Here is a 19486-nt window from a genome sequence, read left to right as displayed (position 1 = left end):
GTTATGGGTTTGTCCCTGGCACCATTATCTAAACCCTTGTAAAACTATGGTTTACAAGGGTTTTTTATTGCTTGTAATTTTTTATAACGATTTATATCTGGACATCAGCCGCCGATTCTTGTTTTATACATTTAGTTGAATTTAGATTTTGTTCATTCCTAGGGATAGTTATTTGAACACTTGCGTACTTAAGTCTACTTATCTCTTGCGTGGCCTTTTCTTGGCTCTGTTAGTTTGTGCTAATTTTTATGTGGCTGCTGACACTAAAGTAGAGGCTGAAAGTAAGGCTGAAACTGAAGCTGAATCTGATAATCAAGAAGAGCAGCTTCACACCATCGTGATCACTTTAGAAAGACGTCCAACGGATAAAGCTACTCAAGCAGCTTCGGTAGGCCATTTGACTGAAATTGAAATGGACAGAGTTGCAGCTCAACACCCAGCGGAGTTGTTGAATCGATTGCCTAGTGTTTGGGTGCAACAGGGCTCTGGCCAAGAGCACTTGACCGCTTTACGCTCTCCGGTGCTCACGGGCGGCGCTGGCTCCGGCTCATTCTTGTATTTGCAAGATGGTGTGCCCTTGCGTAGTGCTGGCTTTGCCAATGTTAATGGTTTGTTTGGTGCGCAAACCGGGTTGGCTCGACAGATAGAAGTAGTACGTGGCCCAGGCGATGTTACTTATGGCTCTAATGCTATTCATGGTATTTTTAACGTCTTGTCAGATGATCCTTTGGCTACTTCGGGTGGCTCGGGGAGCTTAACGCTTGCGGAGTTTGAACGTTCTGATTTTTCTTGGAAAGGTGGTAAAAGCGATTCGGTATCAGGCCTTTTAGCTGGAGTTCAAATTTTTCATGATGGCGGTTATCGCGATGACTCTGGCGTTGATCAGATCAAAGGCCAGTTTGCTTACGGTTACTCAGCCGCCGAGTACGACATGAGATTGCGATTGTCGCTGCATCATTTGGAACAAGAAACTGCGGGTTTTGTGCTAGGGGATAACGCTTATGAAGACGATGCATTGCGTCGCACCAACCCTAATCCTGAAGCTTTTCGCGATTTAGATCATGCGCTAATCAGTGCTGAATTTGATATTCATGAACTCTCTGGTTGGCAAGCAACTATTACACCTTACGTGCGCTGGACTGAGATGGAATTTTTGATGCATTTTTTACCTTCCAAAGCACTGGAAGAAAATGATCATTGGTCGCTGGGTTTTTTAAGTCAGTTTCGTCGCGAGCTTAACGAACAATTTGAACTGTTAGTTGGTTTTGATTGGGACTATACCGAAGGTAATTTGACTGAAACCCAAGCCCGCCCAGATATTTTCAGCTTTACCCAGGGTTTACATTACGATTATCAAGTGACCGCGAAAGAAATGGCGCCTTTTGCCCGTTTGCGGTGGCAGCCAAGTCAAGACTGGCAATTGCAAGCGGGAATGCGAATCAACCATACTCGTTATGATTACGACAATAAGACTGTCGCCGATAGTGTCGGGCGTTTTTTGCGGGCTGCGGATCGGGATGATAGCTTTACTACAGTCACCAGTAAGTTGGCCGCAAGTTATCAAGCGACTAACAAAGACTTTTGGTTTGCCTCTTTAGCCAGAGGCGCTAGACCGCCGCAAACGACCGATCTCTATCGACTGCAAATCAATCAAACTATTGGCGAACTGGATGCTGAGACTTTGGATAGTTTTGAAATGGGCTGGCGCCATACCAATAGTAGCTATCAGTTTGAAATTTCAGCTTACAGTATGCGTAAAAGAAACTTCTTTTTTCGCGATGCCGACGGTTTTAATGTGACCAATGGTAAAACGTCGCATAGTGGCTTTGAATTAGCCGCAAACATTGATTTGAATCAGCAGTTGAATTGGCAAACATCCTTAAGCTATGGCCGTCATAAGTATCAATTTAATCGAGACGTAAGCCGTGATAGCGAAATCATTTCATCGGGCGATGATATTGATACGGCTCCTCGTTGGTTAGCCAATAGTCGCTTATTGTGGGATATCAACTCCAGTTGGCAAAGTGAATTAGAGCTTATTTATGTGGATGATTACTATACAGACGCGGCAAACAGCAATGATTATTCTGGCCATACGGTCGCTAATTTGCGTTTAAGTTGGCAACCTAAACCGCAAGTTACCTTATTTGCCAGGGTAAGGAATATCGCTGATAAGCGCTTTGCGACTCGAGCTGATTTTGCCTTTGGCAATGAGCGCTACTTTCCAGGCGAAGAACGAAATGTGGCGATTGGGATCAAGTATTGGTATTAGAACAATATACAATAAAAAAGGCCTTTCATTGCTGAAAGGCCTTTAAAATATGGCTCCCCCTGCTGGACTTGAACCAGCGACATATGGATTAACAGTCCACCGTTCTACCAACTGAACTAAGGGGGAATTATGTCGTTTGCTCAGCTTTTATGGTATTCACAATAAGTGCTGAACGGGGCGAGATAATAGACATATTTCGGGTTTTGGTCAACACTTTATTGCGAAAATTTTAACTTTTTAGGCCATTTTCTGTAATCGGGCTATGGCTTCTTTTAAGGTCTCCATACTGGCTGCATAAGATAAGCGCAAATGCCCCGGTGCGCCAAAAGCTGAACCAGGGACTAAGGCTAGGTCAACTTTCTCGATTAGCAGTTCAGCTAAGTCTAAATCCGATTCACAACCATGCTTTTCAATTAAGCCTCGAACGTTGGGGAAGGCATAAAAAGTGCCGTCACTGGGCAAGCAGGTGATCCCTTCAATAGCATTTAAGGCTTCAACTAAATAGTCATGGCGTTTTTTAAATTCGGTCAACATTGGTTGAATACAAGCTTGATCACCATCGAGCGCAGCAGTCGCGGCTGCTTGGCTCGGGGCGGCCGGATTCGAGGTGCTTTGCGATTGAATCTTTTTCATGGCACCAATCAAGTCTGCTGGACCACCGGCATAACCTATGCGCCAGCCGGTCATGGCATAGGCCTTTGAAACGCCATTTAATACAATGGTTCTGTCATAGAGTTCTGGGCAAGCATTTAAAATGTTACTGAAGGATTCGTCGCTCCATAGAATATGCTCGTACATATCGTCAGTGGCGATCAAAACATTAGGGTATTTCAGCAACACATCGGCTAAAGCTGCTAATTCGGCTTTACTGTAAGCAACGCCGGTGGGGTTGCTAGGACTGTTAATGACGAACAGCCGGGTTTTATCCGTGATTGCTGCTTCGAGCTGAGTTGGACTGATTTTTAAATGCTGCTCAATCGAAGTTTCAATAATGACCGGTTTAGCGCCAGCTAAAATCGCCATATCGGGATAGGATACCCAATAGGGCGCGGGGATAATGACTTCATCACCATCATTCAAGAGCGCTTGGCACAGGTTATAAAAGCTCTGTTTGCCACCACAAGAGACTAAAATTTGATTTGCTTGATAGTCTAAGCCATTGTCGCGCTTGAATTTTTCGATAATGGCATTTTTTAGCTCGACAGTTCCATCCACCGGAGTATATTTGGTAGCGCCTTGATTAATGGCGTCAATCGCAGCCTGTTTGATGTGCTGCGGGGTATCAAAATCCGGTTCACCAGTGCCTAAGCCGACTATATCGCGCCCTTGGCGCTTGAGCTCTTTTGCTTTGGCAGCAACGGCCAGTGTGGGTGAAGGTTTTACCAGTTGAACCCGATTGGAAAGTTTAGTTGTCACGAGAAATCCCCAGTGTTGTTACAATGACAAATAGTTACCTAGAACTAGCGCAATGTGCGACAATAAGCGCCAATCATACTCCAACTTACTAGCCGACCCAAGCCAAAAACGCTTATGAGTCAAGATTTTAAAATTGAATCGGCATTTGCCCCTGCGGGCGATCAACCCACAGCCATAAAGCAATTACTCGAAGGGTTAGACGATGGCTTATCGCACCAAACGCTGCTTGGCGTTACTGGCTCTGGTAAAACCTACACGGTAGCTAACGTTGTGGCACAAAGTGGCCGCCCAACCATCGTGATGGCTCCCAATAAAACTTTGGCGGCGCAACTTTACGGCGAATTTAAAGAATTTTTCCCGACCAATTCAGTGGAATACTTTGTTTCTTACTACGACTATTATCAGCCAGAAGCCTATGTGCCAGCCTCAGATACTTTCATTGAAAAAGACTCTTCGATTAATGAGCATATTGAGCAGATGCGGCTGTCGGCTACTAGGGCTTTATTAGAGCGGCGCGATGCGATTATCGTGGCTTCAGTATCGGCAATTTATGGTTTGGGCGATCCAAAAGCTTTTCACAGCATGGTGATGCACCTGAAGGTTGGCGACAGCATCGATCAGCGCTTTATTTTAAGGCGCTTAGCCGAGTTACAATACACTCGCAATGAGTTTGATCTAGAGCGGGCAACTTATCGGGTGCGCGGCGATTTAATTGACATTTATCCTGCTGAGTCCGATAAAAATGCCATTCGGATTGAGCTGTTTGACGATGAAGTGGAATCCATTCAGACATTTGATCCCTTGACTGGTGAAGTTTTAAAGCGGTTATCGCGCGTCACCATTTTCCCCAAAAGTCATTATGTGACCTCGCGCCAGACTATTTTGGATGCAATCGAAGAAATCAAAGTCGAGCTAAAAGAACGTTTGGCCCAGTTGTACGAGATGAATAAGTTGGTGGAAGCGCAGCGACTTGAACAGCGGGTGAAATTTGATATCGAAATGATGCAGGAGTTGGGTTATTGCTCAGGGATTGAAAATTATTCGCGCTTCTTATCCGGCGCTAGGCCCGGCGAGCCACCGCCGTGTTTACTGGATTATTTACCACCGGATGCTTTGATGGTGATTGATGAGTCACACGTTACCGTATCGCAAATTGGCGCCATGTATAAAGGCGACCGCTCGCGCAAAGAAACCTTGGTGGAGTTTGGCTTTCGCTTGCCTTCAGCCTTGGATAATCGGCCGTTACGGTTTGAAGAATTCGAACGAATTGCGCCACAAACCATTTTCGTCTCCGCAACCCCAGGCGATTATGAAAAAGAACATACTGGGCAGGTGGTTGAGCAGCTGGTTCGGCCAACTGGGCTTATTGATCCGGAAGTGGAGGTGCGCCCAGTTGGCACTCAGGTGGACGATGTGCTTTCTGAGATAAATCAACGAGTTGCAGTTAATGAAAGGGTGTTGATCACCACTTTAACCAAGCGCATGGCTGAGGATTTAACCGATTATTTATCGGAGCATGGGGTGCGGGTGCGCTATTTGCATTCGGATATTGATACGGTGGAGCGGATGGAAATTATCCGCGATTTGCGGATTGGCGAATTTGACGTGCTGGTGGGGATTAACTTGTTACGCGAAGGGCTGGACATGCCGGAAGTCTCACTTGTTGCTATTTTGGATGCGGACAAAGAGGGCTTTCTACGTTCGGAGCGCTCACTGATCCAGACCATTGGTCGTGCGGCGCGTAATTTAAAGGGTAAAGCCATATTATATGGCGATAGGATCACCGGATCGATGGAAAGGGCCATTGGTGAAACCAATCGACGGCGTAAAATTCAGCAAGAATTCAACGAAAAGCATGGAATTACCCCTAAGGGCGTGTCTAAAAAGATTACGGATGTCATGGATACGGGGCGGGATGCGGCGGTTTCGCGCAAAGTGGCTGAACGTAAAGCTGATTATGCAACTAAGTCACTTAAGGAAATTGTTAATGAAATTAATGAGTTAGAATCTCAAATGCTCGATTTTGCTAAGGATCTGGAGTTTGAAAAGGCGGCAAAAGTTCGGGATAAAATTGAACATTTGAGAGAACTCAGTATCAAAGCAACATGATTTTTAGTTAATTATTTCTCGAAAATCTACTTTTGGGATGAATTTGCATGGTTAGCTGGTACAATTGCGCGTCCAAACAAGAGGCGTATTTAGCCTTTTGGTTGGAACAGCGAAACTGTAGAAACTAAGCCGTATATGAAGTGTAGAGAGTATTAAGATCGATGTTTATAAAGAAAAATAACAACAAAAACTTCAGATCCCAATTGAGTAAGTTCCTTTGTTCGAGTTTCAGCGTCCTTTCGATTTCAGCAAGCATCGTTTTAACAACGGGGCTTATGACCACTTCTGTCGCTGCAAAAGCCAACCGTAACTTAATAACTTCGACCAGTCTTGAGCAAATCAAACACGATTTTCAGCAACAATTTTTCGACATTCAGCGCTTTTTAACCGAAAATAAGCGCAAAATGCAGCAAGATCCCCAGGTTTTATTGGATTTTGTTGATAGTGACTTAATGAATGTTTGGTCCTCGAAATTAACCATTCGAGCCATGGTTGGGGTAAAAATCTGGAAAAAACTGTCTAAAACTGAGCGAGAAGAATTAACTCAGGCCTACCGCGAAACCATGCAGCGTTATTTGTTCGAAACCATGCAGAAATTCGAAGGTCAGCAAGCCTTGGTGGACGGTTTGCAGCTCACCAGCAAAGGCAATAAGGGATGGCTAACGGCCAAGTTAGTGCTTGAAACGTTTCCGGATCTTACAGTGGATCTGAAACTGTATCGTCCTGAGAATCACTGGCTGATTTACGACTTTAGGTTTCAAGGAATCAGTTTTATCAAACTGAAACAACATCAATATCAAAGCATTATTAATGAACATGGTGTCGCAGCTTTAATTCAGGATTTTAATGATAAAAATCAAGTGTTTAGAAAGTCTTTGAGTAGTGAGCCAAATGACTAGTTGGTATCTCATTCAAGCCAAACCAAAGCAGCAGGCCAAGGCTAAAGAGCATTTGGATAATCAGGGGATTGAGAACTTTTATCCTACTATTGAAATTGAAAAAATTATTCGTGGCAAACGACAAAAGGTCTTAGAACCGCTTTTTGCCAACTATATTTTTGTGCGCTTGGATGATGAAGCCATCGGTTGGTCAAAAATCCGATCGACTCGTGGAGTAAGAGATTTTGTGCGCTTTGGTAGTCAGGTAGCTAAGGTTCCCGAACCATTGATTGAGAGCATCAAACAGGACGTTTCAAGTCTGACCGCAGAAAGCATAGAATCGAACGTTCCAAAAGTTGGTGAAAAAGTGAAAATTACCGATGGCGTATTCAAAGATTTAGAAGGGATTTACAAGGCAAAAAATGGTGAAGAACGCTCGATTATCTTGTTGACAGTTTTAAATAAGGTGACGGAGTTAGAAATTTTAAATACCCAAGTCGCTAAACTGGAAGATTAACCCAAGTTTAGGTGGTTTAATTTCATGCAACTGTTCCAACCACTTGGCTTTGCCTTTATAATAGCGCCACTTTGAATTGTGCGTAGATTTAAGAGTTCGCTTAATTTAATTTTTTAAGGCGCTTTGGGAGCCATAACCCAAGGGCGGTAGCGTACCTAAATTTCGCATTGGAGTAGTTTAAAACTTTTATAAGCATGGATATTGAGCTGCAAATTGAATTACAAAAGAATAAAAAAATAGAGCCATACATAGGCCGTAAGTTCGTTGATAAAATCAACCGTATAGCGCTTGATGCTGGGCAGAAGATTCTTGATATCTATAGTCAAGACTTTGCGGTTTTTGAAAAAACCGACCAGTCGCCTCTGACCGAAGCTGATTTGGCTTCTCACGGTCACATTCTAGAGCAACTTACCGTCTTAACCCCGCAAGTTCCTATTTTATCAGAAGAATCGACTGATATTAGTTGGCAAGAGCGCCGGCTTTGGGATTGTTATTGGCTAGTTGATCCTTTGGATGGAACTAAAGAATTTATCAAACGCAATGGCGAATTTACGGTGAATATCGCCCTGATCTATCAAGGCCTACCAGTATTAGGGGTAGTATATGCGCCAGTTCTAGGAGTCCTGTATTTTGCTACGGCAGCAATTGGTGCTTGGAAACAGTTTAAAAGTGAACCAGCGCTAGTAATTAAAGCGGTTCGAGCAAAGTCCGGCAGTACTAATAAAAATGAGTCGCATGTGATGAAAGTGATGGGCAGTCGCTCGCATCCTTCAGAGCAGCTCAATGCTTATTTAGAACAGCTAGGAAGGCATCAAGTGGAAGTGATGGGTAGTTCTTTAAAAATATGTTATCTTGCGGAAGGCAAAGCCGATTTATATCCGCGTTTGGGGCCTACTTGCGAATGGGATACAGCAGCGGCTCACGCAGTATTAAAGTATGCCGGTGGGCACTGTGTTAATTATGAAACGGGCGAAGAGTTGGTTTATAATACTAAGGATTCACTGCTGAATCCTTTTTTCATCGCAGAAGTGCAACGTTAAGTTTAAATAATAAAAGCGTAGAGAAGTTACGAGGAAGAGAAGTTACAAGAATGAACAAGATTAGATTAGTGACAATCAGTTTGCTGTTATCGTTATTTTCAAGTTTTACATTAGAAGCAGCGAGCCCTGACTTATCTCAGGCGAAAAAACTTTGTACCAATGCTACCGAGGCGCAAAAGCAAGCGGCAAAAGCTGCGGGTTATGATGTCGATTCTTTATGTGCATCCTTAAGAGAACAAACGGATACTGATAAAACCTTACTTGATGTTCAAACTCCGGCTATTTTGCCACGCGATATTAAAGCGCTAGAAGAACTTGGTTTAGAAAAGAATAAGCATCAAGAGACTACTGAGAAAATTGCAAAAGTCGATGAACCGCTTGAGAAGTTTGGCTATGATTTATTTGCAGGCGAACCTACTACTTATACGCCAGTAGGCAATATTCCAGTTCCCTCTAACTATATTGCTGGCCCTGGCGATATGGTAAGAGTTCAGCTTTATGGTAAAGAAAATTCTTCCTATGAATTGCAAGTTGGTCGCGACGGTGCTATTCAATTTCCAAATCTTGGTCCCATCTATGTCTCAGGTCTATCTTACGATGAGTTAAAAGCAAAACTGAATGAGCAGATCCAAGAGCAGATTATTGGGGTTCAAGCCAATATTTCGATGGGCGAACTTCGCTCTATTCAAGTGTTTATTTCTGGTGAAGCTTATCGTCCGGGGGCTTATACAGTTTCTTCTTTATCTACTATTTTAAACGCACTCTACGTTAGTGGTGGCGTTAAAGAGATTGGCTCTTTGCGTAATATTCAACTTAAGCGTAATGGCCGCTTAGTTAGCACTTTGGATTTGTATGATCTTCTGCTAAGAGGGGATACCCGTGGCGATCGTCGCTTACAAGCTGGCGATGTGATTTTTATTCCATCGGTTAAGAAGACGGCTTCGATCGCGGGTGAAGTTGTGCGCCCCGCGATTTATGAACTTAAAGGTGAAAAAACACTTGCTGAACTTTTGTCACTAGCGGGCGGCTTGTTACCTAATGCTGCGCCAGAAGCCAGTCGAGTACAGAGAGTTGATGCTAACGGCTCTATGACAGTGGTTGATGTTAACTTAAAAACGTCGACGGGAAAAAAGGCTCGTTTACAAAATGGTGACTTATTACAAGTATTTCCCGTTTTAGAAAGACAAGAGAATGTTGTTAATTTAGAAGGTCATATTTATCGCGAAGGGGCTTACGCTTGGCGTTCAGGCTTGCGAGTTTCTGATATTATTAAAACGACAGATATGCTCAAGCCGAATGCTAATTTGGATTTTGCTTTATTAATCCGAGAAACTAAGCCGCTAAAAAGCTTACAACCTTTGAAGATTGATTTGCGAGCTATTTCTGAAAATAAAGCCTCAGCTACAAACCTTCAACTAGAAGCACGCGATAGAATTATTGTGCTGAGTAACGCTATTGAGAAGAAAGCTATTCAAGAGCATAAAGAACAAATCGAGAGGAAAGAAATAGAAAAACTACAAGAAAGCAACAAAGCGTCAGCTTTCAATCTGACCAGTACGACGAATCAGTCTAGTCGAAAAAAAAGTGGTAATGAGAGCGAAAAAAATGAAGCACTTATTAATGAAGAGCTAGGCTTAGAATTAAGGAATGCGCTGGTAATAGAGCTTGTTTCAAACTTAAAATCTCAAGCAAGTTTTAAATCGCCTGCAAAAGTTATTTCTGTAACCGGTGCCGTTAAATTTCCTGGTGAGTATCCCTTAACTGATAATATGACCGCAGTTGATTTGATTTTTGCTGCTGGAGGCTTACAAGAATCGGCATTTGCAGTAGAGGCTGAGGTGACACGCTACGATCTTAACGATCCTTTAGAGGCGAAAGTTACTCACGCGACTGTGGATCTACAGCAGGAATTCCTAGGGAACGTAAGTTTTCAACTTAAGCCTCACGATCAACTTAAAATAAAAGTTACTCCTGAGTACAGAGACTTCTCTAACGTTGAAGTTTCGGGAGAGGTTAAATTCCCTGGAGAGTATCGTATTCAAAGGGGAGAGACGCTTTCGCAATTGATAAAGCGTGTTGGAGGCATTAATGCTTTCGGTTCTGCAAGAGCTGCGGTTTTCTCGCGTAGAGAACTGCGAGAGCATGAAGAAAAAGAGTTGCGTAAATTAAAAGAGCGCTTACGCCAAGATGTTGCGGCGGCAGAACTAGAGAATAAAAATATTGGTAAGTCTGCCGACGTGGACTCTGCAAAGTCGCTATTAGATGTGTTAGATACTACAGAAGCCACTGGTCGTTTAGTGGTGGATTTACAAGGAATTATTGAAGGTTCTGTTTCAGATGTGATGTTAAAAGATGGTGATAAGCTTTATATTCCTGCACACCGTCAAGAAATCACTGTGGTGGGAGAGGTTCAGGTACCAACCTCGCATCTTTATAATGACAACTTAGATTATGACGATTATATTTTGCGCAGTGGTGGTGAAAAAGAAACTGCCAACTCCGATGCCATATACATTGTAAAGGCGGATGGCTCAGTAGTATTACCCAATAGAAGTGGTTGGCTGACCCACGGTGAGCATGAAGTTCAAGCCGGAGATACTATTGTTGTGCCTTTGGACACTAGCCGAGTGGATGGCTTAGAGTTATGGACCAAAGTTAGCCAGATTGTATATCAATTAGCACTCGGTGCTGCCGCGGTTAATAGCTTTTAATGAAAAAACAACTGCTAACTTTTTGTTTCTTTATCCCGGGTCTGGCTATTGCCGAGCCATGGATAGACACTCGTAATGCCTGGTTAAGAGCAGATATAGAATATTTATCAGATCTTGGAGTGATAACTGCGCCAGTAACCAGCTGGCCGCTAACCTGGGCGCCAATTATTCAAGATCTTGAAAATGCTGACACTAGTTTGCTTTCGAAACAGGATTTGTTGATTTTCAAAAGAGTCAAACGCCAAGGCAAATATCAAACTAAATTGAAGACTCATAGTTATTTGAGTTTAAAGGCGGGAAATCAAGAAAGAATTTTGCGTCACTTTGGCGATGATAGGCGAGAAGAGGCTGAAATTACCTCAAAAACCACAGGAATGAGCAAGCACTTTGCTTGGAATATAGAAGCTACTCGCGCCGTTGATCCAATTGATGGTGAGGAGTATCGATTGGATAACTCTTACCTTGCAGCAATTTGGGGTAACTGGATCTATTCTGCTGGTGTGATTGAACGCTGGTGGGGCCCTGGTTGGGATAGCTCTTTGATATTGTCGAATAATGCGCGCCCTGTTCCGGGTTTATCGATACAGCGAAATTATTCTGATCCGTTTGAAAGTAAATGGTTTTCTTGGATTGGACCTTGGAGCCTTACTGCTTTTGCCGGTCAATTGGAAAGTGATCGGTTTGTCCCTCGAGCTAAACTTCTTGGAATGAGTATTAACTTTAAACCGTTTGATTCTTTAGAAATTGGCTTAAGAAGAACTGCCCAGTGGGGAGGTAAAGATCGCCCAGAAAGTTTATCCAGCTTCTGGGACTTACTCATTGGTCGAGATAATTGTGATGAACTGGAAGGTGGTTGCACTGCCGATAGAAGTAATGAACCTGGCAACCAGTTAGCAGGAATTGATTTAAATTGGCGCTTGCCAACGCCTAGCTACCAAGGTTCTGTTTATTTACAGCTTATCGGCGAAGATGAAGCGGGTTACTTACCTTCGCGTAAGGTACACCAGTTTGGTTATAAACGGAACTTTCAGTTTTATGGGATGTCGGTGACATCTTATCTTGAATACGCAGATACCGAAAATGATGAAAGAACTAACCTGACCTACAACAACAGTATTTACCAAACGGGTTACCGTACGGAAGGGCGCTCTATTGGCTCTACTTATGATAACGACACTCAAAGTATTGCCTTAGGTTTTGTGGCTAGCCATAGAAATGGTGACAAGTTCAAAGTTCGCCTAGCTAATGTAGATTTAAATAATGATGGTGTTGCTGGTAATCATAGCATTAATCAGAAAGCGGTAAGTTTTAATCAACTAGAAGTACAATATCAAAAACCAACCCGATACGGTCTTTTGGGTATTCAACTTGAAGCGAAAGATGAACGTATTGATAGTTTTGGCTATCAAGATGACAAATATAATGTTTCATTGTCATGGATGATGGAGCTATAAGTAAGACTTGATAAAAGATAAAATGTAACTATGACTCAGACGAACAACCAACAAACACAAGCTAGCAGCCAAAATTATAGAGATGATGAAATCGATTTACGTAAGCTTCTTTCCATTTTGTGGAAAGGGAAATGGTGGATTATATGTGTAACATTCTTATTTACCGTAGCTTCAGTTATTTATGCATTATCACTACCCAATGAGTATAAAGCTACTGCCGTTGTGCAACCCAATGACAGTGGAGCTGGTGGCAAGCTTGCATCCCTTGCCGGTGAATTTGGAGGCTTAGCATCTTTGGCAGGAATTAATATTGGAACGGGTCAATCTTCTGATGCGGTAATTGCGATGGAGGTAATGAAAAGCTGGGGCTTTGCCGAGGGATTTATTAAGAGACATGATTTAGCAGTCCCTTTGTTTGCAGCAAAGGACTGGAAACAGCCCACCAATGAACTAGTTATTGACGATGAGTCATACGATGTATCCCAGAAAAAATGGATCCGTGAAGCGCCGAAGGGTAAAACCGTAGAGCCGACTAGTTGGGAGCTTTATAAGCGGTTTAAAGAACGCGTTGCGGTTAGCCAGGATAAAGAAACAGGTTTGGTAAGTGTTTCCGTTTCTCATTACTCACCAATTATAGCAAAACAGTGGACGGATTTATTAGTGCAAGATATCAATCAATACATGAAAGTTCGAGCTTTAGATGAAGCAAATCAAAGTATTGAATATTTAGAGCAACAAATAAATGAAACCTCGGTTGCTGAAATAAGAACAGTTTTTAGTGAGCTTATTCAAGAGCAGCATAAAACTAAAATGCTAGCTAATGTATCGGATGAGTTTGTTTTTAGAACATTGAATAGGGCTAAAGCGCCCGAAGAAAAAGTAAAACCCAACAGAGCGATTATTTGTGTACTTGGATTTCTATTTGGCTTAATTCTTAGCGCGCTTTATATTTTGACAAAAAGTTTTATTACGAGAAGTAAAGGGTGAGGGTTAAATAGTGTTGGATAATAAAACAGTATTAATAACTGGTGGTACGGGTTCTTTTGGGAAAAAATTTATTGAAACTATTTTGACTCGTTATCCTGAGGTGAAAAAGATAATTATTTATTCAAGAGATGAGTTAAAGCAGTCTGAAATAAAGCTAAAGTATCCATTCCATGAGTTCCCTCAGTTAAGATTCTTCATTGGCGATGTGCGCGATCAAGCTCGCATGAAACAAGCCTGTGAAGGGGTTGATGTAATTATCCATGCTGCAGCTATTAAACAAGTTGATACTGCTGAATATAACCCTACTGAGTGTATAAGAACCAACGTGGATGGAGCTGAAAACGTTATTCATGCAGCTTTGGAGTGTGGCGTAAAAGATGTTGTTGCATTGTCAACGGATAAGGCATGTGCTCCTATCAACCTTTATGGTGCAACTAAGTTGGCTTCAGATAAGCTGTTTGCTGCAGCAAATAATATTCGCGGCTCTAAAGATATTCGTTTTAGTGTCGTGCGCTACGGTAATGTAATGGGTTCGAGAGGCTCTGTAATTCCTTTCTTCTTAAATAAGCGTGAAGAAGGAGTTTTGCCAATTACTCACCCCGAAATGACTCGTTTCAACATTTCTTTGCAGGCTGGTGTTGACTTGGTTATGTTTGCCATTGAGCATCATTTAGGCGGAGAGATTTTCATTCCGAAGATCCCTTCATACAAAATCTTAGACATAGCAAAAGCCGTAGCGCCAGAATGCGAAACAACAGTTGTTGGCATACGCCCTGGTGAAAAGCTACATGAAGAAATGCTAACAGAAACTGATTCGATTAATACGATTGACCTTGGAGACAAGTACGCAATCTTGCCATCTGTATCATTTATGAATACAGAAGAAGACTTTATGAAACACCATAATGCAACGAAGGTCCCGTTTGGCTTTAAGTATAACTCAGGCACTAATACTGAATGGGAAAGTACTGAGTCGCTCCGAGAGCTTATCAAGCAGCACGTTGACCCATCTTTTGAAGTTTAAAGGACCAAAATGATACCTTACGGAAAGCAAGATATCTCAAAACAAGATATTGATGCAGTACTGCAAGTATTACAATCAGACTTCTTGACTCAAGGTCCTCAAGTACCAGCCTTTGAGAAGGCTGTTACAGAGTTCACCGGCAGTCAATTTGGTTGCGCTGTTAACAGTGCAACCTCCGCTTTACATATCGCCTGTTTGGCATTGGGTCTCGGCGAAAGAGACATAATTTGGACAACGCCGATCACATTTGTTGCCTCGTCAAATTGCGGTTTGTATTGCGGCGCGGGCATCGACTTTGTAGATATTGATCCAAGAACTTATAACTTATGCCCTGATAAATTAGAGCAAAAGCTCATTCAAGCTGAACAAGCTGGAAAGCTCCCGAAGGTATTAGTCGCAGTGCATTTGTGTGGTCAGCCGTGCGACATGAAGCGAATTCATGAATTGTCATTGCAATATGGCTTCAAACTCATAGAAGACGCGTCGCATGCGATTGGTGGAAGTTACCAAGATTCAAAAATCGGCTCATGTACATACTCCGATATTACCATATTTAGTTTTCATCCGGTGAAAATTGTTACCACGGCTGAGGGTGGTATGGCTGTAACTAATGATAAGGAATTGTTCGATAAAATGAGTTTGTTGCGTAGTCATGGCATTACACGCGATGAAAGCATGATGCAAGAGGAGTCACATGGTGGATGGTATTATGAACAAATAGCCCTTGGTTACAACTATCGTATGACTGAATTACAAGCGGCTTTGGGTGTTTCTCAAATGCAACGCCTAGGAGAGTTTATTTCTGCGCGTCATAAGCTGGCAGGCAGATATAACGAACAACTAAAAGAGCTGCCATTGACTTTACCCTTTCAGCTTGAGAATACCTATTCTGGATTACATTTATATGTAATCAGGTTGCAATTAGATTTAATCAACAAAACCCATAAGCAAGTGTTCGAAGAGCTGAGGGAAAAAGGAATCGGTGTGAATCTGCATTATATTCCGGTTCACACCCAGCCCTATTACAAGGAAATGGGTTTTGATTGGGGTGACTTCCCAGAAGCGGAAAAGTATTACCAAGAGGCAATCTCCATCCCCATGTTCCATGGTATGACTATTGAACAGCAAGATGAGGTTGTTGATGTACTGAGAAATGTTCTGAGATGACATTATTAGATAAGAAAATAGTTGTAGCACTTCAAGCTAGAACGAATTCGTCACGCCTGCCCGGAAAAGTGCTTCTTCCTATCGCAGGAATGCCGCTGGCTGTTTTGGCAGCCAAAAGAGCTAGCTCTGAGAATTGGGATATTGCAGCCTTGACGTCTTCAGAGACCACAGATGACTATTTATGTGATGTTTTTGCTGCTCATGGAATTAACTACTTTCGTGGTGACCTTCAAAATGTCCTTAAAAGGTTCGTTGATGCTTTTCAGGAGTTCGATGACGAAACAATTATCGTGCGGCTGACAGCCGACAATGTTTTTCCTGATAGCAGTTTCATCGCAAAAGTTATCGAGCAGTTTATTGACAGAAATCTTAAATATATTTGTGCAGATAGCGACAATTCAGGTTTGCCATATGGCATGTCAGCAGAAGTTACCAAGCTTAAATATTTAAGGGAAGCACTTATAAAAACTGATTCAGCTTTTGATCTAGAGCATGTGACACCGTATATAAAAAGGAATTTTGGTTTCAGCTACTATATTGCGCAACTGAATGATAACTTTAGCTCCCTCAGGTGCACTGTTGATACGCTGGACGATTATCTAAACATTGTTCAAGTATTTAATGGGGTAGATTCTGCGACCACTATTGATTCGAATGAGCTTATTTCTAATTTAAAAAAAAACATTAATGAAAAAGTTAGGGAAAAGAAGATCGTATTAGGTTGTGTACAGTTAGGGCTCGAGTATGGGGTCGCAAATCAAACCGGTAAGCCCTCGTGTGATTCAGCTCATAAAATTTTATCAATATCAGAGCAGTTAGGAATTGAATATTTTGATACAGCTAGGGCTTATGGAAACAGTGAAGAGATTATTGGTGGGTGGTTAAAACAGCATGAGCAGAGCGGAGTTAGAGTTATAACCAAACTCTCACCACTTGAAAACCTAAAAGCTGATTGTGGTATTGAAGAATTAACTAAAGAGGTTGAAGGTTCTGTTAATAGCTCTTTGAAGGCTCTAAATCTGGAGAAGTTAGACTCACTAATGCTTCATAGAGCAAGCCATGTCAGAGACTACGATGGTTATATTCTTAAATTATTAAGCAAATTCAAAAAAGAAGGTGTTATTGATGAGCTAGGAGTATCAATCCAGAGTCCAGAAGAGTTGCTAGAGGTGTTGAAAATCCAAGAATTTAGCTTAATTCAGATACCATTCAATATTTTAGACTATCGATGGGTTAATGCAATTGAAAGCCTTAAAAAGGAAAAAGCTAAGCGAAATATCCAAATTCATGTGCGTAGTACCTTACTGCAGGGGCTTCTAGTGTGTTCTGATTCTGCAGTGTGGAAAAAAGCTCATGTTGAGGAATTCCAAGAAGTAATCAACTGGCTTGAGGCTAAAGCCTCAGTTCTTGGCTGTTCTTCAATACATGAATTGTGTATCAGGTATGTGTCTTCTCTTGATTGGGTTGACGCCTTGGTAATTGGAGCCGAAACAGATTGCCAGATAAGAGAAAACGTGAATACGATCACCAAACCTGAATTTTCAAAAGAACAACTTGATGAAATCGAAAGAGAAAACGTTCAACTCGTTGATATAAAAACTCTGGACCCAGCACAATGGAGCAGGCATGAATAAAGATTTATTAGCTCTTAACAATAGTGTGATCTTAGTTACTGGTGCAACAGGTTATTTAGGCAAAGCCATGTGTGTTGGGCTCGCTTCAGCGGGTGCTAGAATATTGGTCAATTCGCGAAGTGCGGAAAAAGCGGATGCTCTTGTTAATGAAATAAAAAAAACAGGTGGTAAGGCAGAGGGCGCGGTCTTTGATGTAACGGATAAAGCAAGCATTGAACAATATTTTAAGACCTACAAAGGGCCACTGAATGTTATTGTAAATAATGCCTATTCAGGGGCCGGTGGAACTGTTGAAACGGCTGTCGAGGATGCTTACCAAGAGGCCTATCACGTTGTTGTTACTTCAGCTCATAATATATTAATTAATGCGTTGACCAAATTACGAGAAGCAGTTAAAAGGTCCGAAGTTGCTTCGGTAATTAACATCGCGTCTATGTATGCGGTTGTTAGTCCAGATCAAGGCATATATCAAAGAGCTGAAGGGACAAACCCTCCATTTTATGGTGCAGCTAAAGCCGCATTACTTCAATGGGCGAGATATTCTGCTTGTGAGTTTGGTAAGGAAGGTATTAGGTTCAACTCAATTTCTCCAGGCCCGTTTCCAGATCCTTGCACTAATTTGCCTGAATTTTTAGAGGAGCTTTCTGCCAAGGTTCCTTTAGGACGAGTGGGGGTTTCAAACGAAATTGTTGGGCCTATTGCATTTTTATCAAGCTGTGCCAGTTCGTTTGTAAACGGAGCTAACATATCTGTAGATGGTGGTTGGACTGCATGGTAAAAGTTGTATTCCGTGTAGACGCCTCTGTGTATATTGGCAGTGGGCACGTCATGCGCTGCTTATCACTGGCTGAGGAGCTGAAAAAGCAAGGTAATGACGTGGTGTTTGTGATGCGGGTACAGCCCGGCGATTTGTGTGACTATACGCAAAGCCGTGGCTTCAAAGTGGAGCGATTATCAAAGCCTTGTGAATCCATGGTACCAAAAAGCACATCCGATTATCAGGCATGGCTTCAAGTACCTTTATTAAATGATGCAGAGGACTTTTTGTCGGTTGCTGGTGACGCAGATTTAGTGGTAATTGATCACTATGGGATCACCGCACAATGGGAAACGCTTATAAATTCTCGTACCTCGTGTAAGTTAGTTGTCATAGATGATCTAGTACGTGAACATGATACCGATATGGTCATAGATCAAACGGTTGGCAGAGAAGCTAGTGAGTATCGACAAAAGTCTCCAGGTAGTGTCGTGCTTGCTGGAACCAACTATGCGTTGTTGAAGGCTCGTTTTTCTGAATTACATCCGCTCGCTGTCGATAAGAAGATAGATAAGCAAAACCACAGGTTGTTGCTGACTATGGGGGGAATCGATAACCCAAATGCGACGCTTGAGGTTTTAAAGGCGCTCTCAAGTCGAGAAATAGCAATTCAAACCACGGTTCTGCTCGGTGAAAAGGCCCCTCACTATACTTCTGTAGCGTCGTTTTGCGAGCAACATAGTGATTGGATTACACATATTCCTTTCGCCGAAGATATGGCTGCCCTCATGTTAGAACATACGATAGCCATAGGCGCGCCTGGTTCTACCTCCTGGGAAAGGGCGTGTATGGGCTTACCAAGCATAATGATCCCTTTAGCTGATAATCAGTTGCAAATATGCCGTAATCTAGTTGAAGAGAGCGCCGCCATCTCAATTTCAATCGAAGACATTCGCACTACGTTAAATACTAAATTGGATGAGTTGATTAATCGATTTGCAACAATGAGAACTAAAAATTTAAATTTATGTGACGGTAAAGGTGTGGGTAAGGTAGCTGCCGCTGCGATCGGCCTCGAAAAGTACGGCATTGTACTCATCGAAGCAACTAGCAAGGATATTCGTCAAGTGTACGAATGGCAGCGTTTACCTGAGACAAGGCGTTATGCGCTTAACCCCGAAATACCTACATGGGAAGAGCACCAAGCATGGATGATAAAAAAATTGAACTCCCAATATAGTTTCTTTTATATTGTCCACTGGGAGGATAAACAAGTAGGAGCTGTTCGTCTTGATGAGGTAAACCCTGTCAAATTTATTATATCCATTTTTATTGCCCCTCAATATCACGGTAAGGGACTGGCAAAGAAAACGTTGGCGGTTATCGATATAATCCACCCCGATATTGAAATTAACGCCACTGTGTTCGAAGCAAATGCAGCATCGCAAGCTTTGTTTAAAACTGCAGGTTACCGACAAGTTAACCGTGAATTGTTTATTCGAGGGAAGTTAGAGAACTAA

14 protein-coding genes and 1 tRNA gene are annotated in these 19486 nt (G+C 42.3%); 13 read left to right on the top strand and 2 right to left on the bottom strand.

The features are described from left to right. Positions 1 to 172: 172 nt before the first annotated feature. Entirely contained in the window at positions 173 to 2272 is a 2100-nt protein-coding gene (locus NFS34_RS11290) for a TonB-dependent receptor (protein WP_251360168.1), read from the top strand. 50 nt (positions 2273 to 2322) lie between these two features. On the opposite strand, the gene NFS34_RS11285 is transcribed toward NFS34_RS11290, so the two are convergent. Beyond that, positions 2323 to 2398: transfer RNA gene (locus tag NFS34_RS11285), tRNA-Asn, on the bottom strand. A gap of 111 nt (positions 2399 to 2509) precedes the next feature. Next, complete coding sequence (locus NFS34_RS11280; RefSeq protein ID WP_251360167.1) at positions 2510 to 3688, bottom strand: pyridoxal phosphate-dependent aminotransferase; 1179 nt, start codon at positions 3686 to 3688, stop codon at positions 2510 to 2512. 114 nt (positions 3689 to 3802) lie between these two features. On the opposite strand from NFS34_RS11280, the gene uvrB reads away from it, so the two are divergent. From uvrB to pseG, 12 genes are all read left to right on the top strand, one after another. After that, positions 3803 to 5797, top strand: coding sequence for an excinuclease ABC subunit UvrB (uvrB, locus tag NFS34_RS11275; protein WP_251360166.1), 1995 nt, complete (start codon positions 3803 to 3805; stop codon positions 5795 to 5797). Positions 5798 to 6072: 275 nt separating this feature from the next. Further along, positions 6073 to 6696: a phospholipid-binding protein MlaC gene (locus NFS34_RS11270; RefSeq protein ID WP_251360165.1), complete on the top strand. Its 624-nt coding sequence runs from the start codon at positions 6073 to 6075 to the stop codon at positions 6694 to 6696. Next, the gene (gene rfaH, locus NFS34_RS11265; RefSeq protein WP_251360164.1) at positions 6689 to 7192 is read left to right on the top strand and encodes a transcription/translation regulatory transformer protein RfaH; all 504 of its coding nucleotides are present in this window, start codon (positions 6689 to 6691) and stop codon (positions 7190 to 7192) included. The genes NFS34_RS11270 and rfaH overlap by 8 nt, the downstream gene beginning before the upstream one ends. A 194-nt stretch (positions 7193 to 7386) precedes the next feature. Further along, complete coding sequence (cysQ, locus tag NFS34_RS11260; protein ID WP_251360163.1) at positions 7387 to 8232, top strand: 3'(2'),5'-bisphosphate nucleotidase CysQ; 846 nt, start codon at positions 7387 to 7389, stop codon at positions 8230 to 8232. Between the two features lie 50 nt (positions 8233 to 8282). Then, positions 8283 to 10943, top strand: coding sequence for an SLBB domain-containing protein (locus NFS34_RS11255; protein WP_251360161.1), 2661 nt, complete (start codon positions 8283 to 8285; stop codon positions 10941 to 10943). Further along, positions 10943 to 12397, top strand: a complete 1455-nt coding sequence (locus NFS34_RS11250) for a capsule assembly Wzi family protein (protein WP_251360160.1) — start codon at positions 10943 to 10945, stop codon at positions 12395 to 12397. The genes NFS34_RS11255 and NFS34_RS11250 overlap by 1 nt, the downstream gene beginning before the upstream one ends. Before the next feature lie 30 nt (positions 12398 to 12427). Next, positions 12428 to 13384: a Wzz/FepE/Etk N-terminal domain-containing protein gene (locus NFS34_RS11245; RefSeq protein WP_251360158.1), complete on the top strand. Its 957-nt coding sequence runs from the start codon at positions 12428 to 12430 to the stop codon at positions 13382 to 13384. Between the two features lie 10 nt (positions 13385 to 13394). Then, complete coding sequence (gene pseB / locus NFS34_RS11240) at positions 13395 to 14408, top strand: UDP-N-acetylglucosamine 4,6-dehydratase (inverting) (RefSeq protein ID WP_251360156.1); 1014 nt, start codon at positions 13395 to 13397, stop codon at positions 14406 to 14408. Between the two features lie 9 nt (positions 14409 to 14417). After that, complete coding sequence (gene pseC, locus NFS34_RS11235; protein WP_251360155.1) at positions 14418 to 15575, top strand: UDP-4-amino-4,6-dideoxy-N-acetyl-beta-L-altrosamine transaminase; 1158 nt, start codon at positions 14418 to 14420, stop codon at positions 15573 to 15575. After that, positions 15572 to 17209, top strand: a complete 1638-nt coding sequence (locus NFS34_RS11230; RefSeq protein WP_251360153.1) for an aldo/keto reductase — start codon at positions 15572 to 15574, stop codon at positions 17207 to 17209. The genes pseC and NFS34_RS11230 overlap by 4 nt, the downstream gene beginning before the upstream one ends. After that, positions 17202 to 17987: an SDR family oxidoreductase gene (locus tag NFS34_RS11225; protein WP_251360152.1), complete on the top strand. Its 786-nt coding sequence runs from the start codon at positions 17202 to 17204 to the stop codon at positions 17985 to 17987. The genes NFS34_RS11230 and NFS34_RS11225 overlap by 8 nt, the downstream gene beginning before the upstream one ends. Continuing rightward, positions 17981 to 19486, top strand: coding sequence for a UDP-2,4-diacetamido-2,4,6-trideoxy-beta-L-altropyranose hydrolase (gene pseG / locus NFS34_RS11220; RefSeq protein WP_251360151.1), 1506 nt, complete (start codon positions 17981 to 17983; stop codon positions 19484 to 19486). Before NFS34_RS11225 ends, pseG begins: the two co-directional genes overlap by 7 nt.

Source organism: Kangiella sp. TOML190 (assembly GCF_023706045.1).
GTDB lineage: Bacteria > Pseudomonadota > Gammaproteobacteria > Enterobacterales > Kangiellaceae > Kangiella.
Note: the sequence above shows the minus strand (reverse complement) of the source record. Positions and strands in the feature narration are given on the sequence as shown.

Bases quoted from the DNA above. Each gene is read 5' to 3' on its own strand.
- cysQ (WP_251360163.1), top strand. From the start codon at position 7,387: ATGGATATTGAGCTGCAAATTGAATTACAAAAGAATAAAAAAATAGAG.
- NFS34_RS11245 (WP_251360158.1), top strand. From the start codon at position 12,428: ATGACTCAGACGAACAACCAACAAACACAAGCTAGCAGCCAAAATTAT.
- NFS34_RS11230 (WP_251360153.1), top strand. From the start codon at position 15,572: ATGACATTATTAGATAAGAAAATAGTTGTAGCACTTCAAGCTAGAACG.
- NFS34_RS11270 (WP_251360165.1), top strand. From the start codon at position 6,073: ATGACCACTTCTGTCGCTGCAAAAGCCAACCGTAACTTAATAACTTCG.
- NFS34_RS11255 (WP_251360161.1), top strand. From the start codon at position 8,283: ATGAACAAGATTAGATTAGTGACAATCAGTTTGCTGTTATCGTTATTT.
- rfaH (WP_251360164.1), top strand. From the start codon at position 6,689: ATGACTAGTTGGTATCTCATTCAAGCCAAACCAAAGCAGCAGGCCAAG.
- pseC (WP_251360155.1), top strand. From the start codon at position 14,418: ATGATACCTTACGGAAAGCAAGATATCTCAAAACAAGATATTGATGCA.
- NFS34_RS11250 (WP_251360160.1), top strand. From the start codon at position 10,943: ATGAAAAAACAACTGCTAACTTTTTGTTTCTTTATCCCGGGTCTGGCT.
- NFS34_RS11225 (WP_251360152.1), top strand. From the start codon at position 17,202: ATGAATAAAGATTTATTAGCTCTTAACAATAGTGTGATCTTAGTTACT.
- uvrB (WP_251360166.1), top strand. From the start codon at position 3,803: ATGAGTCAAGATTTTAAAATTGAATCGGCATTTGCCCCTGCGGGCGAT.
- pseG (WP_251360151.1), top strand. From the start codon at position 17,981: ATGGTAAAAGTTGTATTCCGTGTAGACGCCTCTGTGTATATTGGCAGT.